Origin of the sequence: Acinetobacter sp. GWC1_38_13 (genome assembly GCF_001767535.1) — a bacterium.
GTDB lineage: Bacteria > Pseudomonadota > Gammaproteobacteria > Pseudomonadales > Moraxellaceae > Acinetobacter > Acinetobacter junii.
The window spans coordinates 1-14,464 of sequence record NZ_MELG01000030.1 but is presented as its reverse complement, the minus strand read 5'-3'; the positions used below and the strand labels follow the sequence as shown (position 1 = coordinate 14,464).

The window sequence follows — 14,464 nt, the reverse complement described above, 5'->3', positions numbered from 1 at the left end:
TCTAAATTCAAACTTCGCACTTATTTCCCATATCGTCGTTTGCCAATCTAACTCAAGGACAATAGAGTTTTCAGAGTTAAGTATCATAGCTTCTATATCAGTAAAAATTTTATGCGAAATTTTTTCTTCTAAAACATAAGCCTGCTGAATAATAGTAGGCAGGTTATTCAATACAAACTTTATGGATGCATCATTTTCAAAGCTATTATCTTGGAGATTAATCATTGATCAGGCTCTCCAAACTCACTATTGAATCACCATGATCATTTCTTTCTAGAGCAACTGTCGCTCTATAAACAACTTCCTCACGAAGCTCTTGAGGTGCTATGATTTGGATCAAGTGAGCTTTTTCTACCAACCAATTCATTAGACTCGTAGTAATAAAACTTGTAACTCTCAATTCATAATATTCATGATCTTCTATTTGTTTAATATCCTGATTAACGCAAATTGGTTTAATTTTTAATTCCTCTAATAATTCTTCATGAAAAACAAAAAATATCTCTTGCTCAACCCTATCAAAATAAGCATTTTCAAATTCCCGTTCATCTACAAGAATATCAATATCGTAATGATTAATATCAACATGAGCTTTTTCTTCAATTATATGAACCTCATCAAATCTGAATAGATTAAACGTTCTGAGCTCACTTTTACTCCCTACTATTTTACTTGCAATTAAGTATGGCTGCTGTCCATGCTGAATAATGCCTTGTGGTTTTAAAATATATTTGGTTTGCTCACTGCTTCCTTCTTTACGGTACAATGCACTGATCCATAAATTATCATCTAGCAAAGCTTCATAAATCTTTTGTGTAGCAAGTGTTGATTGCTCTTCTCTATTAATTTCCCCATATCCATCAGGTACAAATCTTATTTTGCTATGCCATGACCCGATTTGGGTATCCTTTTCTAATTGTTGTTCCGCAGCTTCGAAAAAACCTTTCACCTTCTTGTAAATATTATTAGGTAAATTGTGGCTTAGATATTCTTTTGCCATCACTAAAACCAACGCAAGCTCAGAACTAAATTGTTCTATGCATGCATTTTTACTTAAGCAAAAACTAGATGCATGACGACCACTTGCTTTAACCTCTATTAAGGTTCCAGAAACCAAAATAAATTCAATTGTTTTTAAATCACGTAATATATTCTTTTTTAATGATCTCTCATCAATTTCATTATTATAGAAATGTCGAACTTTATGTTTTAACTCTTCAATAGAATACGCTTTTTGCGGTTCTCGTGGTAAAGCATGGTAAAGATTAAGTATTCTCTCTACTTGGCTCGAAATTGATTTATCCATGATGCAATCTCATTAATCATATGGTTGAAATGAGAATAGCACCCCTGTGAGACAAACAGTGTCTCACAAAATATTTTTTACTTTTTTAATTCTGCTAAATATTTGCCAAATTTACGTGCGGTTTCTAAATCACCTTCTGGTGGTGTTACTTCGACGCTTGCATTATCTGATTGAGTCATTAAACCTAGAAAGCTGGACATACGGTTAATATCTGATGGACTTCGTCCTGTTGGCATAAACGGTAATCCCGCCCATAACATGCCATGCTGCATTGCAAACAGATTGATCTGTTGCAACACCGCCAATTTATCACCGCTTAATCCACCACCATTGGTAAAGCCCGCAGCTATTTTTCCTTGCCAAGTTCGCGCAAGCCATCGCTTAGACGAGTCTTCCATGAATTGCTTGAGCGCAGAAGTCAGACTACCCATATAAGTTGGGCAACCCATTACGATCACATCTGCTTGATCGATTAAATCCCACTGTGGAGCAGCAACAGAAATGAGATGCACTTCTGCCCCTCCCTGTTCCGCACCTTGAGCAATATGTTGCGCAACTTTTGCAGTATGTCCATAAGGACTATGAAAAATTACACAAACTTGAACTTTAGGAGTTTCTTGATCAATGAAAGACATGGAAAATTTAAAAACCAATGAATTGAATCAAGTTTAACATTTTTAATCACAACTAAGCGAATCAACTGCTTATTGAATTAAAATTATTGCATAAACACAAATGTTGCCATACGTCCTGTTTTAGAATCTCGACGATAAGAAAAATAATCTGTAGTTTGTCGGAATGAACATTGATTACCACCCAAAACATTCTGCACACCTAAGCGATTTAAAATAAATCGAGCGATTGCATATAAATCAGCTAAATATTTACCCTCAGTCTGTCCTGAGATAAATGCAAATTCCAGTTCAGTATATTTTTCACAGAATGCAGCTTTCACCTCTGCCCCGACCTCAAAGCAAGGTTGACTAATCGCAGCTCCTAACCATGCCCAAGCTGGCTGCGATTGCATCTGAGCGACGGTGTTTTCAATGATACCATTCGCCAAACCTCTCCAGCCTGCATGTAGATTAGCAACCTCTGTACCCTCAGCATTTCCTAAAACGACTGGTAAACAATCCGCTGTCATCATCATGAGTGCATGTCCTGCACGCTGTGTGACTAAGCCATCGCCTTCAAGGGCATTAAATGGAATTTGTTCATTGATAGTTAGACAAATCGTGCTGTGCGTTTGTGTCATCCATGTAATCTTATCAACACCATAATTTGATAGTTGATTAAGCAAAATCATGCGATGTTGCTGAACTCGCTGTGCTTCATCATTAACATGCAATGCTAAATTAAAACCTTTTAGATTTTGATTTGGCGTTGCAATCGCTTGAGGATGCTCAATACACGTTTGACCGACGTAAACACCTTTAGGCAAACCTTGTACAAATTCCATATTTTATTCCAAAGATCGTTTAATAAGCCTTATTTTCAGTGCGCAATACTTCAACTAATTGCTTAAAGTCTTCAGGCCACGGAGCTTCAAACATCATTTCTTCACCAGTGCGAGGATGAACGAGACCAAGTTTTGCTGCATGCAAGGCTTGACGTTTAAAGCTACGCAACATATCAATCAATGTTTCAGAAGCACCAGCAGGTAAACGCACACGATTTACATAGACTGGATCACCGACTAAACCATATCCTAGATAGCTAAAATGCACGCGGATCTGATGAGTACGTCCTGTTTCTAGTTGCGCTTGAACGCGAGTAAAATCTCTAAATCGTTCTTTCACGTTATAGTGAGTTACCGCTTCTCGACCACCAGGTAGGATCGCCATTTTCACGCGATCGACTGGATGTCTTTTAATCGGCTCATCAATCGTTCCACCAGCGATAATGTTTCCATAAACCACTAGATCATATACACGATAGACTGTTTTTTTAGCGAGCTGTTTACTTAGCGAAAATTGAGCTTCTAGATTTTTGGCAACAACCAATAAACCACTGGTATCTTTATCAATACGATGAACCAAACCAGCTCGGGAAAGTTCTGCAAGTTTTGGCGCATGATAAAGTAATGCATTGACCAATGTTCCCGATGGATTACCAGCACCTGGATGAACGACCATCCCTACTTCTTTATTGATCACGATAATATCATCATCTTCATAGACAACATTGAGTGGTATATTTTCAGGCTGGCTTGTCGTTTGTGCTTCTAACTCAACTTCTAAGGTTAGAAACTCATTACCTTCACAACGATACTTCGGTTTTACGATGTTACCATTTACCAACAGATGACCATCTTTCATCCACTGTTTAAGTTTTTCTCGCGAAAATTCGCTCCATACCATAGCCGCGACTTGGTCGATACGCTGACCGAGATACTCTTCATCGAGTTGTATTTGCAACGATAAACGTGTTGCAGTTGAGTCAGAATTATGATTATCTGCATCCACAGAATCTTCGAGTAAGAAATCTGTTTCAGAGAAGTTTGAATTGGAAGATTGTGCTGAAGTCATTTGATGATCGGTACAAAAATGGTTTAATAGAACCATTGTAGCTCATTGCCCAGAATAACAGAGGAGTTTTTATGTCGCTACCACGTTATAAAATTACGATGCTTGCACTTTCTTTAGGTGTAGCGTCTGCATTTGTGGGCTGTAGCAGCAATCCAAGTAAAAAAGAAGTGGTTGATAAAGGACCACAATCAAGTGAGCAAGTTTATTTCGAAAAAGCACAAAAGTCTCTTGATCGCAATCAATACACTGATGCGGTTAAATCTCTTGAAGCGTTAGATACCTACTATCCAACAGGACGCTACACGCAACAAGCTCAACTTGAACTTCTCTATGCAAAATTCAAACAGAAAGATTATGAAGGCACGATTGCGCTTGCAGAGCGTTTTATCCGTCTAAATCCACAGCATCCAAATGTTGATTATGCTTATTATGTTCGTGGCGTAGCGAACATGGAAATGAACTACGATAGCTTAATTCGTTACACTTCTTTACAACAGTCACATCGTGATGTGAGCTATGTAAAAGTTGCATACCAGAATTTTGTAGATTTAATTCGCCGTTTCCCAAGCAGTAAATATTCTGTTGATGCGGCGCAACGCATGAAATTTATTGGTCAAGAATTGGCTGAAAGTGAAATGAATGCGGCACGTTTTAATATCCAACGTAAAGCATGGTTGGCTGCAGCAGAGCGTGCACAATGGGTGATTGAGCATTATCCTCAAACGCCTCAAACACCTGAAGCTTTAGCGACACTTGCCTACAGCTATCAAAAGCTTGGTGATAATTCGACTGCTCAGCAATATATCGAAATTCTAAAACTCAATTATCCAAACCTTGTGAAATCAAACGGTGAAGTAAATCTACGCGCTGCTCGCAAAGAAGGTAGTTGGGTAAATCGTGCTACTTTGGGCTTGTTAGGTCGTGAATCTAAAACAGTTGAAGTGAAAGAAGAAGTTAAATCTGAAGCTCAACAGCGCAGCCTAACCAACCGCCTAAGTTTTGGTTTACTTGATAAATCTGAAACAGAGTCAACATCTCAACCTGAACCCGTTGTCACACCAGTAGCACCAGCTGAAAATAATAAGCCGAGTTGGACAAATCGTCTTAGCTTTGGGCTTTTAGATAAACCAGAAGCAACAAACTCATCAGAGGACGATGCTGCAAACTAATTTGCAATCATCTGATACATCAAACAGGCAAGACTCTCCTTGCCTGTTTTTTATTTTATGCAACAATAATTTCTGACATTTTGCTCGGCAAAATATTTCACTTTCTACCTGAATGGTTAAATGCACATGGCGATTCCACAACATACGATTGATCAAATTTTAGATCGAACCGACATTGTCGATTTGATTGGTCAACGTGTGAAGTTAAAAAAGACTGGGCGTACCTATTCTGGCTGTTGTCCATTCCATCAAGAAAAGTCCCCCTCATTCCATGTTTATCGTGATAAACAGTACTATCACTGCTTTGGTTGTCAGGCAAATGGCAATGCAATTCGTTTTTTAATGGATATTGATGGTCGTAACTTTGTTGATGTAATGAAGGAACTATCTGATAAAACAGGTATCGATTTACCCAAGGATAACCAAGATAATAAAAAACTATCCTACAAACGTAGTTCTCAGACTATTACAAAAACAGCACCAACTGTAGCACAAGAGACTCATACAACTCCGCCTCCTGCTGTTGATGACTATACCGATGGGCACTTTGTAGATATGGATCGTTTCATAGATGATCCTTTTGCGCAGTTTGATCCGTCTTTCGCATTTGAAGAAAATGTACAAGAAGGCAATTTATATGATCTTCTTGAAAATGTAGCTCAATTTTATGAGCGTCAGCTACCTAATAGTCAAAAAGCTCAGAATTATTTTAGGCAGCGCGGCTTGTCACCACAAACAATTCAATTTTGGCGTTTAGGTTACGCGCCCGAAGACTGGCAGCATTTAGAAAAAGCTTTCCCTCAAGATATTGAAGGCTTAAAGCAACTTGGCTTAATTCGCTCTAGTGATAGTGGACGTGATTTTGATTTGTTACGAGAACGTGTGATCTTCCCCATCCGTGATCACAAAGGACGTGTGGTCGGTTTTGGTGGTCGTGCATTAAATGATGAAATTAAACCCAAATACATCAACTCACCTGATTCAGAAGTTTTTCACAAGAACCAATTACTTTATGGTTTATATGAGGGTCGTAAACTTAAAGCCAATGATTGGTTGATGGTTGAAGGTTATATGGATGTCATCGCCTTGCAGCAATACGGCATTAATGGTGCTGTCGCCACACTAGGAACAGCAAGTAATGCAGATCACTTAACCACATTATTTAAGCAAAATTCGCGAATCACCATCGCTTTCGATGGTGATGCTGCAGGTCAAAAAGCAGCACGTCGTACATTAGAAATCGCATTACCACTTCTTAATGATGGGCGTGAATTAAAGTTTTTTGTATTACCCAATGAGCATGATCCTGACTCTTTGATTCGTCGAGAAGGTTTAGAAAACTTCCAAAGGCTATTGCAACAATCACCACTGTTGTCTGACTTCGTATTTGCCCATTTAACAGGGCAACATGATGTCAGCACACCTGAAGGTAAAAGTTTAGTCATGGGAGAACTACGAGAATTAACGGAGTTATTACCCAAACATGGTTCTTTCCGTTATTTGCTCACCCAATCTTTCCGTGAAAAACTTGGCTTGGGTAAACGCTTTACCCCACAAATTAGTCATGATGCTTCGCTTTCTTTTAATATCCAAACCAAAGATGAAGATTTTGCGATCGCTATTTTGATGCATCACCCCTTTCTTTATATCCATTTTGAAGAATTACGTGCGGTGATTGATCAAACAGAATTGTTAGCCAAGATTTTAGCCGTACTAAATATCGTGTTTGATGATCTACCTGATGATCAAGAGTTAGCTACTTATTATGTACTCGGTGCATGTAGCAATTTTAGCCATGAGATTGCTGATATTATGCAACGCACCAATATTCAATCATTAACTCAGGCACCTGAAATTGCAGATAAATTAGCAAAGGAATATGCTCTAGGTTTACAGGAAAAATATTTAAGATTAAAACTTAAATCACCAATTACACTGATTGAATCACGCAACTTACGTCAGCAATTGAATGAATTAACTAAGCAAATTAGCTTACGCTTACTATCCTAATTTTTTATTGTTTTGGCTTGCGCTCATGCTCAAATACTTCATGAAGATGCTGCTGTAGCCATTCAAAATAATCAGGGCTCTCAGCTTTAGCCGCCTCACGCAATAAAATGGAGGTCGGATGCATCAATTTTTGCGTCAAACGATGAGCAAACTCTTGCAGAACTTGCTCAGGCGGATGTCCATGTTGTAATGCATCCATGGCATGTTCTAATTCAATTTGACTCATTTCTTCGCTATGTTGGCGGTAGGCTTGTATCGTTCCGCCCGCCTCTTTAACTTTTTGTTGAGTAATCAATTGTGTCGCTAATTGATTTACCATCACTTCTGCTTCAACAGCAGCTTGACGACGCTGTGCAAGATTCTCATCTATCACACTTTGTAAATCATCTACGCCATATAAATAAACGTTATCTAGTGACTCAACTTTTGGATCAATATCACGTGGAACAGCTAAATCCACCATCAACATTTGTTGATAACGCCGTTTCTTCAATGCTGATTTAACATCTGCATATCCGATCACTTGATGCAAACTTCCTGTACAACTTGAAACTACATCTGCGCGATATAAATTTTGTGCTAACTCATTGAAAGGAATAATTTCAACATCGACTTGATGGGCAATTTCTTGAGCAAGAAGATCTGCTCGTTCACGACTGCGATTACAAATTAACATTTTTGCCACGCCCATTTCAGCGAGGTGCTTGGCAACCAAAGTATTCATTTCACCCGCAGCAACAATCATTATCGTTATTTTTTCTGGGTGGCTAAATACTTGTGATGCTAGTTGCGCAACGGCATAACCCATTGATACGGCATGGCTACCGACTGATGTTTCTGAGCGTACACGCTTTGCTGCGTAGAAAGCATATTCAAAAACACTATTCAATTCTGGGGATACTGTTTCAGCATCTTTTGATAAGGCCAGAGCACTTTTTACCTGTCCTAAAATTTGTGGTTCGCCTAACATCAGCGAATCCAAACCACTGGCAACACGCATTAAATGTGTAACAGCTTGAGCGTTTTCGTAACGATAAACATGATGAGTTAATTGTTTTACATCAATATTATTCACTTGGGCGAGCCAGTTTAAGACGCTATCCGCGTCTTCTGTCATGGCATAAACTTCTGTGCGGTTGCATGTAGACACAACCACCATATCTTTCAATGAAGGATGTTGACGTTGCTCCTGCAATAGCGCAGCTAACCGCTCTGCATTGAAAGCGATTTGCTCACGTAATTCAACAGAAGCTGTTTGATGGTTGACACCCAATGCAAAGAAAGACATATCAGATCATCATTTCGCTAAATTTATGTTATTGTGCAACATCGGTGTCATAAAAAGCATTACTTTGGATCAATAAAAATTGCGTCAGCTATATCGCCGTAATAAGTTTAGCGGCAAGACGATTCGACGGTATTCTACCACAATCTTGTTGTTAGGTAGCATGAGCTCTTATGTCTCTGCACAAGCAATACACGATATGTATGCTGACAAAAGTTTTGAGAATGCACTACAACAGAGCATGATTGCTGAATTTTCCCTTGCTTATGATAATATTGCAACCGCATTACACAATTACACCGTTCTTGCCATTCGTAGTAACTCTACAACTATTAAGCAACGCGCATTAGATGTTGCTCTTGAATACAATGATCTACAAGCGGCATTAAATATTGCAACGCACTGGGTTGAACAAGAGCCTAAAGATGTTCCAGCATTATTTTACTTATCACATATTGCATTAAAAACGCATGAATATGAACTTGCGGCAAAAACCTTAGATAAAATTCTTAATATTGATCCTACTTCTAATCTAGAACAAATTTTGGCTGGAATTGCTCCTGAGAATGCTCAAGATCGCGAAATCTTATTGAATGCTTTACGTGCCAGCACAGAAAAAGACAATCCTTCGATATTGGCTTTGATCGCAGGTCTAGAAGCGCAAGATGGTTTGTATGAGCAAGCGCTTAAGAATATTAACCGTGCATTGCGTAAACGGTCTAAGTCGACTAGTTTTATTTTAATGAAAGCCAACCTGCTAATGGCTTTACAAGATGATGAAGCAACCCAAAAATGGTTTGCTAAAGCAAGCCGCAAGAATAAAGAAAATCTCGATATTCGTTTAGCGGAAGCGCGTTATTACATTCAGATCAATGATCAGCAAACAGCATTAGAAAAACTTGAAGATGTTATAAAAGATCATCCAAATGCTGAAGAAGCACTGTTCATTGCGGGCTTAACCAGTATTGATCTAAAGCAATATGAAAAAGCAGAACAGTACTTAGTCGATTTGCGTAATTCAAGCAAATATCAAAATGAAGCCTATTACTACTTAGCCATCAATGCTCAACGCAAACAGCATTATGAAACAGCAAAGGCATATTATCGATTAGTAGACGGCAGTTTATATATCGTGTCTAGACGCAATATGATTGCTATTTTTGAAAAACAAGAACAATTGAATGATGCACTACGCTTCTTAACCCAAGAGCGTGTGAATTATCCTCAACATGCAAGTTTCTTATATCAAGCGCAAGCTGATATTTTAAAGAAAATGAATAATAAAAAAGCGGCTTTAGCATTACTGGATGAAGCAATAAAGAATTTGCCAGATGATCCTGAACTCATTTATGCAGAAGTACTATTACTTGATCCTTTCACTGATCGAGATAAATTAGATAAGACTCTGAAACAATTATTGGCAATTGAGCCAAACAGCCCAACCTATCTTAATGCATACGCCTATACCCTTGCTTTACAAAATCGTCGCTTAAAAGAGGCACGAAAGTATGCGGAACTCGCACTAGAATTTGCACCAGAACAAGCTTCAATTTTAGATACACTAGGTTATATCGCATTTTTACAAAATGATTTTGATACCGCAGTCAAAGTCCTTGGGCAAGCGTATGAAATTAGCCAGAATGTAAATATTGGAATTCGATATGCCAAAGCATTGTATATGCAAGGTGCTCTCACTCAATTTAGTGATGTGTTACATCAATTAAAACAAAAACATGTAAATGCCCCACAATTACAACAACTTGATGGCTTAATCTTACCTGTCACAGTAAAAAAGAGTTAAATTCATGCGCTCATTGTCAAAACTATGCATTGCGATTTGTAGTTCAAGTGTTTTAATACTTAGTGGTTGTCAAAGCCTAACTCAACCCCAAAAACCAATCGTGACACCGCAAGTTCAAGATGAAAATAATTTTAACTTACAAGGCAAAATTGGGGTTCGCACACCGCAGCAATCTGGCAGTGCATTCTTTACATGGGCACAGCAACAAGATGAATTTGATATTGAATTAACTGGAATCCTAGGTGTTGGAAAAACACAAATTCAAGGTAAACCTGGTGAAGTCACACTAAATAGTGCAAAAACTGGACTTATTTCAGCGACCACACCTGAAGAATTACTTGAAAAAGCTACAGGATGGCAAGCACCAATTATGCACTTGACGTATTGGGTACAAGCCAAACCTGCGACTCAAAATGCGCAAATCATAAAAGATGAAAATAATAGATTGAAGCAACTCATTGAAGATGGTTGGACAGTTGATTTTAGTTATAACGACGCACAAATGCTGCCAAATAAATTATTACTTAAACAACCACTTGCGGAAGATAAAGAAAACCGTATTACAATGGTGATTCAAAATCGATAATTGATTAAATTAATCTATGATTAGAATACCTTCACCTGCAAAATTAAATTTATTTCTGCATATTACTGGTCGTCGAGCGAACGGTTACCATGAATTACAGACGATTTTTCAATTGATTGACCTATATGATTGGATGACTTTTGAAAATTTGTCTGAAGAAATAATACAGATTGAAGGTATTGCTGAAGTTCAACTTGAACAAAATCTCATCTATCGTGCAGCACAATTATTACGCCCACATGCAAAAAAACCGTGTGGACTAAAAATTTTGATAGAGAAAAATATTCCTATGGGTGCTGGTCTTGGTGGTGGATCATCCAATGCCGCAACCACACTGATTGTGCTCAATCAACTTTGGGAATGCGGCTTAAATGAAACACAGTTGGCTGAATATGGTGTGCAACTTGGTGCAGATGTTCCTGTCTTCATTTATGGTCGAAATGCATGGGCAGAAGGCATAGGTGAACATTTATCATTCATAGACTTAGATCAAAAACAATTCATTATTTTAAAACCTGATTGTTTTATCAGCACTCAATTGTTATTTTCACAAAAAACATTGACAAGAGACTCTAAGATCACTAAATTTTGCGCCTATCAGTTAGAACCTTCTAGCTTTGGAAATAACTTCGAACCTCTGGCTCGACAGTTATACCCTGAAGTTGAAGAAGCGATGCAATATTTAGATCAATTTGGTCTAGCAAAGCTTACAGGTACAGGTGCTTGTGTTTTTACTGAAGTAACCAGTGAAATGGATACAAAGAAGATTTTGCAAAACGCACCTTGTAAAGCTTACTTGGTCAACAGTTTAGCAGAATCACCTTTAAGACATTTCAAAGTTACACGTTAGGGGCGTCGCCAAGTGGTAAGGCAGCGGGTTTTGATCTCGCCATCCGTTGGTTCGAATCCAGCCGCCCCTGCCATATCTTTAGACAGACTTGTTTTATATTGATACCTGTTCAATCATATTGACATTATCATGCAAAACGATTAAAGTTCTGCCGCATTAGGGGCGTCGCCAAGTGGTAAGGCAGCGGGTTTTGATCTCGCCATCCGTTGGTTCGAATCCAGCCGCCCCTGCCATCCAAATTCATTATAAGCCAACCGCCAAGGGTGCTTCATGCCCAATCTTGTCGTTTTTAGTGGAAGTGCTCATCCACAGTTCGCCCAAAAAGTCGTAAGCCATTTACATATTCCACTCGGTGCTGCTTCTGTAAGCAAGTTTTCTGATGGTGAAATTTCAGTTGAAATTACTGAAAATGTTCGTGGTAAAGACGTTTTTATCGTTCAATCTACTTGCGCACCAACCAATGATAACCTTATGGAAATCTTGGTAATGGCAGATGCTTTGCGTCGTGCAAGTGCTGGTCGTATTACTGCAGTTATTCCATATTTTGGCTATGCTCGCCAAGATCGTCGTCCACGTTCAGCACGTGTACCGATTACGGCTAAAGTTGTAGCAGATATGTTGACAACTGTTGGGATCGACCGTGTGGTAATGATCGACTTACACGCAGACCAAATTCAAGGTTTCTTTGATATTCCTGTTGACAACATCTACGGAACGCCAGCGTTATTGGCAGACCTACGTCAACAACAACATGACAACCTTATGGTGGTTTCACCTGACGTTGGTGGTGTTGTTCGTGCACGTGCTGTTGCAAAACAATTAGGTGATATTGATTTAGCTATCATCGATAAACGTCGTCAAAAAGCAAATGAATCACAAGTGATGCATTTGATTGGTGACGTAAAAGATCGTGACTGTGTCATTGTTGATGACATGGTAGATACAGCAGGTACGCTTTGCAAAGCTGCCGATGCACTTAAACAATTTGGTGCTCGCCGTGTTATTGCTTATGCAACTCACCCTGTTTTATCTGGCAAAGCAATTGATAATCTTCGTAATTCTGTTATTGATGAACTTGTTGTTACCGACACGATTCCTCTTTCAGATGAAGCTTTAAACTTAGGTAAAATTCGCCAAGTATCTGTAGCTAGCATGGTTGCTGAAACAATTCGTCGTATTAACAACGAAGAATCTATTAGCGCTATGTTCGATAGTTATCTATAATAGCCCAGCTTTTTTCTTAAACCCTAGCTTAGCTAGGGTTTTTCTATCACTAAACTGGTCGCAAGTTTAGTTTCATAATCTCAATGAGGATATGCCCATGGCAAACTTCGTATTAAACGCTCAAGCACGTGAAGCTGCACTACAAGGGAAAGGTGCGAGCCGCCGCCTTCGTCATGCTTCACAAATTCCAGCAATCATCTACGGTGGTAGCGCTGAGCCTGTAACAATCACTTTAGAACTTCGTGAAATCGTTAAAGCTTTAGAAAGCAACGAATTCTTTGAAGAAGTGATCGAAATCAAGATCGGTGATAAAGTTGAAAACGTTAAAATCCAAGCGTTACAACGTCACCCAGCTAAAAACACTCCTATGCACGCTGACTTCAAACGCGCATAAGTGTTAAAGGCGTAAATTAGTGTCAAATATTTCGCTAATTGTTGGTTTGGGTAATCCTGGTAAGGAATATGCCCAAACCCGCCATAATGCAGGCTTTTGGTTCGTTGAACAACTTGCTGATCGTTATGGTATCTCTTTAAAAGCAGAACCAAAGTTTCATGGGTTCACTGGTCGTGGTCAAATTGAAGGTCATGACGTACGCTTACTCTTACCAACAACATTTATGAACCGTTCAGGTCAAAGTGTTGTGCCATTTGCCAAATTTTATCAAGTCACACCAGAAGCGATCTTAATCGCCCATGATGAACTGGATATGGATCCTGGCATAATTCGTTTAAAAACAGGTGGCGGACACGGTGGACATAATGGTCTTCGTGATATTGTTCCGCATATCGGTCCTAACTTCCATCGTTTACGTATTGGAATTGGACATCCTGGCTCCAAAGAACGTGTTTCTGGTCATGTGCTTGGCAAAGCTCCTAGCAGTGAACAAGATTTAATGGATGCAGCAATTGATCATGCGCTTTCAAAAGTGAAAATGCTTGTTGATGGACAAGTTTCACAAGCGATGAATCAAATTAATGCTTACAAACCCGCTTAAACTTAAACTGAATTGTTGAACAATCACGCTTGCCATATTGTGTTTTTAAGCGCAAAATGCGCATCAAACCGCCTACACCCTGCGGAAACGTGACAAGTCAACCATAAGATATTCATCTTAGGTCTTACTCAGGAGACGCTAGCCATGCTATCTCGTTTATTAAAATGTAAAATTCACCGTGCAGTTGTGACACATGCAGAACTTCATTACGAAGGTTCTTGTGCAATTGATGGTGTATTAATGGACTTAGCAGGGATTCGTGAATACGAAGAAATCCACGTATGGAACGTAACTAACGGTAAACGCTTTACAACTTACGCAATTCGCGGTGAAGATGATTCAGGCATTATCTCTGTGAACGGTGGTGCTGCTCATCAAGCTGATGTTGGTGATTTAGTCATTATTGCGACATTTGGTGATTTTACTGAAGTAGAAGCTGATCTTCATAAGCCACGCTTAGTATATGCAAATCCAGACAACACTGTAAATCATACAGCGAACTGCATTCCTGTACAGATTGCTTAATACAAAACACAAGATTCCCAAAAAAGTCAGTCATCGTGTACTGGCTTTTTTTATGGGTATATTTTCTGATATGTCCAAATCAATACAAAAATGCGTCAAACTATTGATAGGTTTTACTGAACCTCACTTGCAAAATATTAGGGTCTGTTGACATTTACTGTTCATAATTAAACCTATAAAGGTAG

The 14,464-nt window shown here is 38.8% G+C and carries 14 protein-coding genes, 2 tRNA genes and 1 pseudogene; 11 read left to right on the top strand and 6 right to left on the bottom strand.

Annotated features, from left to right (window positions below; all coding sequences use genetic code 11):
* The 5 genes and pseudogenes from A2003_RS02900 to rluD all read right to left on the bottom strand — a co-directional run.
* A pseudogene (locus A2003_RS02900) lies at window positions 1-225 on the bottom strand (hypothetical protein); the annotation flags it as partial.
* On the bottom strand, window positions 218-1,306 hold the full coding sequence (locus A2003_RS02895; RefSeq protein ID WP_286686777.1) for a helix-turn-helix transcriptional regulator: 1,089 nt from the start codon (window positions 1,304-1,306) through the stop codon (window positions 218-220). The pseudogene A2003_RS02900 and the gene A2003_RS02895, both read right to left, overlap by 8 nt.
* 77 nt (window positions 1,307-1,383) lie before the next feature.
* A complete protein-coding gene (locus A2003_RS02890; RefSeq protein WP_042892621.1) occupies window positions 1,384-1,941 on the bottom strand; it encodes a flavodoxin family protein in 558 nt (185 codons plus the stop codon).
* Between the two features lie 83 nt (window positions 1,942-2,024).
* Window positions 2,025-2,765 carry a peptidoglycan editing factor PgeF gene (gene pgeF, locus A2003_RS02885; protein WP_004913973.1) on the bottom strand — a complete coding sequence of 247 codons (741 nt, stop codon included), beginning with the start codon at window positions 2,763-2,765 and terminating at the stop codon, window positions 2,025-2,027.
* A gap of 19 nt (window positions 2,766-2,784) precedes the next feature.
* The gene (gene rluD, locus A2003_RS02880; protein WP_075696883.1) at window positions 2,785-3,834 is read right to left on the bottom strand and encodes a 23S rRNA pseudouridine(1911/1915/1917) synthase RluD; all 1,050 of its coding nucleotides are present in this window, start codon (window positions 3,832-3,834) and stop codon (window positions 2,785-2,787) included.
* Between the two features lie 71 nt (window positions 3,835-3,905).
* Between rluD and A2003_RS02875 the strand changes: the two genes are divergently transcribed.
* Both A2003_RS02875 and A2003_RS02870 read left to right on the top strand, forming a co-directional pair.
* Window positions 3,906-5,003, top strand: a complete 1,098-nt coding sequence (locus A2003_RS02875) for an outer membrane protein assembly factor BamD (protein ID WP_075696192.1) — start codon at window positions 3,906-3,908, stop codon at window positions 5,001-5,003.
* Between the two features lie 126 nt (window positions 5,004-5,129).
* Window positions 5,130-7,013 (top strand): DNA primase, encoded by a 1,884-nt coding sequence (locus A2003_RS02870; protein WP_075696191.1) that lies wholly within the window; start codon window positions 5,130-5,132, stop codon window positions 7,011-7,013.
* Window positions 7,014-7,017: 4 nt separating this feature from the next.
* Here the strand turns inward: A2003_RS02870 and hemA are convergent, their stop codons facing one another.
* Window positions 7,018-8,301, bottom strand: coding sequence for a glutamyl-tRNA reductase (gene hemA, locus A2003_RS02865; RefSeq protein WP_004913977.1), 1,284 nt, complete (start codon window positions 8,299-8,301; stop codon window positions 7,018-7,020).
* Window positions 8,302-8,380: 79 nt separating this feature from the next.
* Between hemA and A2003_RS02860 the strand changes: the two genes are divergently transcribed.
* The 9 genes from A2003_RS02860 to panD all read left to right on the top strand — a co-directional run bounded on the left by A2003_RS02860 (window position 8,381) and on the right by panD (window position 14,279).
* Window positions 8,381-10,099 (top strand): tetratricopeptide repeat protein, encoded by a 1,719-nt coding sequence (locus A2003_RS02860; protein ID WP_075696190.1) that lies wholly within the window; start codon window positions 8,381-8,383, stop codon window positions 10,097-10,099.
* Between the two features lie 4 nt (window positions 10,100-10,103).
* On the top strand, window positions 10,104-10,685 hold the full coding sequence (gene lolB, locus A2003_RS02855) for a lipoprotein insertase outer membrane protein LolB (protein ID WP_075696189.1): 582 nt from the start codon (window positions 10,104-10,106) through the stop codon (window positions 10,683-10,685).
* Window positions 10,686-10,701: 16 nt separating this feature from the next.
* On the top strand, window positions 10,702-11,535 hold the full coding sequence (ispE, locus tag A2003_RS02850) for a 4-(cytidine 5'-diphospho)-2-C-methyl-D-erythritol kinase (RefSeq protein ID WP_075696188.1): 834 nt from the start codon (window positions 10,702-10,704) through the stop codon (window positions 11,533-11,535).
* A tRNA-Gln gene (locus tag A2003_RS02845) sits at window positions 11,534-11,608 on the top strand. The genes ispE and A2003_RS02845 overlap by 2 nt, the downstream gene beginning before the upstream one ends.
* Before the next feature lie 85 nt (window positions 11,609-11,693).
* Window positions 11,694-11,768 (top strand) — tRNA-Gln (locus tag A2003_RS02840).
* A 37-nt stretch (window positions 11,769-11,805) separates the two neighbouring features.
* Window positions 11,806-12,759: a ribose-phosphate pyrophosphokinase gene (locus A2003_RS02835; RefSeq protein WP_004913997.1), complete on the top strand. Its 954-nt coding sequence runs from the start codon at window positions 11,806-11,808 to the stop codon at window positions 12,757-12,759.
* 97 nt (window positions 12,760-12,856) lie between these two features.
* Window positions 12,857-13,153, top strand: a complete 297-nt coding sequence (gene rplY, locus A2003_RS02830) for a 50S ribosomal protein L25 (protein ID WP_004913998.1) — start codon at window positions 12,857-12,859, stop codon at window positions 13,151-13,153.
* A gap of 19 nt (window positions 13,154-13,172) precedes the next feature.
* Window positions 13,173-13,754 (top strand): aminoacyl-tRNA hydrolase, encoded by a 582-nt coding sequence (gene pth / locus A2003_RS02825; protein WP_004913999.1) that lies wholly within the window; start codon window positions 13,173-13,175, stop codon window positions 13,752-13,754.
* A 144-nt stretch (window positions 13,755-13,898) separates the two neighbouring features.
* Window positions 13,899-14,279 carry an aspartate 1-decarboxylase gene (panD, locus tag A2003_RS02820; RefSeq protein WP_004914001.1) on the top strand — a complete coding sequence of 127 codons (381 nt, stop codon included), beginning with the start codon at window positions 13,899-13,901 and terminating at the stop codon, window positions 14,277-14,279.
* The last annotated feature ends 185 nt before the right edge of the window (window positions 14,280-14,464 follow it).

Excerpts from the sequence above, each read along its gene's own strand:
- A2003_RS02895 (WP_286686777.1), bottom strand. The coding sequence starts at position 1,306 with ATGGATAAATCAATTTCGAGCCAAGTAGAGAGAATACTTAATCTTTAC.
- A2003_RS02890 (WP_042892621.1), bottom strand. The coding sequence starts at position 1,941 with ATGTCTTTCATTGATCAAGAAACTCCTAAAGTTCAAGTTTGTGTAATT.
- pgeF (WP_004913973.1), bottom strand. The coding sequence starts at position 2,765 with ATGGAATTTGTACAAGGTTTGCCTAAAGGTGTTTACGTCGGTCAAACG.
- rluD (WP_075696883.1), bottom strand. The coding sequence starts at position 3,834 with ATGACTTCAGCACAATCTTCCAATTCAAACTTCTCTGAAACAGATTTC.
- A2003_RS02875 (WP_075696192.1), top strand. The coding sequence starts at position 3,906 with ATGTCGCTACCACGTTATAAAATTACGATGCTTGCACTTTCTTTAGGT.
- A2003_RS02870 (WP_075696191.1), top strand. The coding sequence starts at position 5,130 with ATGGCGATTCCACAACATACGATTGATCAAATTTTAGATCGAACCGAC.
- hemA (WP_004913977.1), bottom strand. The coding sequence starts at position 8,301 with ATGTCTTTCTTTGCATTGGGTGTCAACCATCAAACAGCTTCTGTTGAA.
- lolB (WP_075696189.1), top strand. The coding sequence starts at position 10,104 with ATGCGCTCATTGTCAAAACTATGCATTGCGATTTGTAGTTCAAGTGTT.
- ispE (WP_075696188.1), top strand. The coding sequence starts at position 10,702 with ATGATTAGAATACCTTCACCTGCAAAATTAAATTTATTTCTGCATATT.
- A2003_RS02835 (WP_004913997.1), top strand. The coding sequence starts at position 11,806 with ATGCCCAATCTTGTCGTTTTTAGTGGAAGTGCTCATCCACAGTTCGCC.
- rplY (WP_004913998.1), top strand. The coding sequence starts at position 12,857 with ATGGCAAACTTCGTATTAAACGCTCAAGCACGTGAAGCTGCACTACAA.
- panD (WP_004914001.1), top strand. The coding sequence starts at position 13,899 with ATGCTATCTCGTTTATTAAAATGTAAAATTCACCGTGCAGTTGTGACA.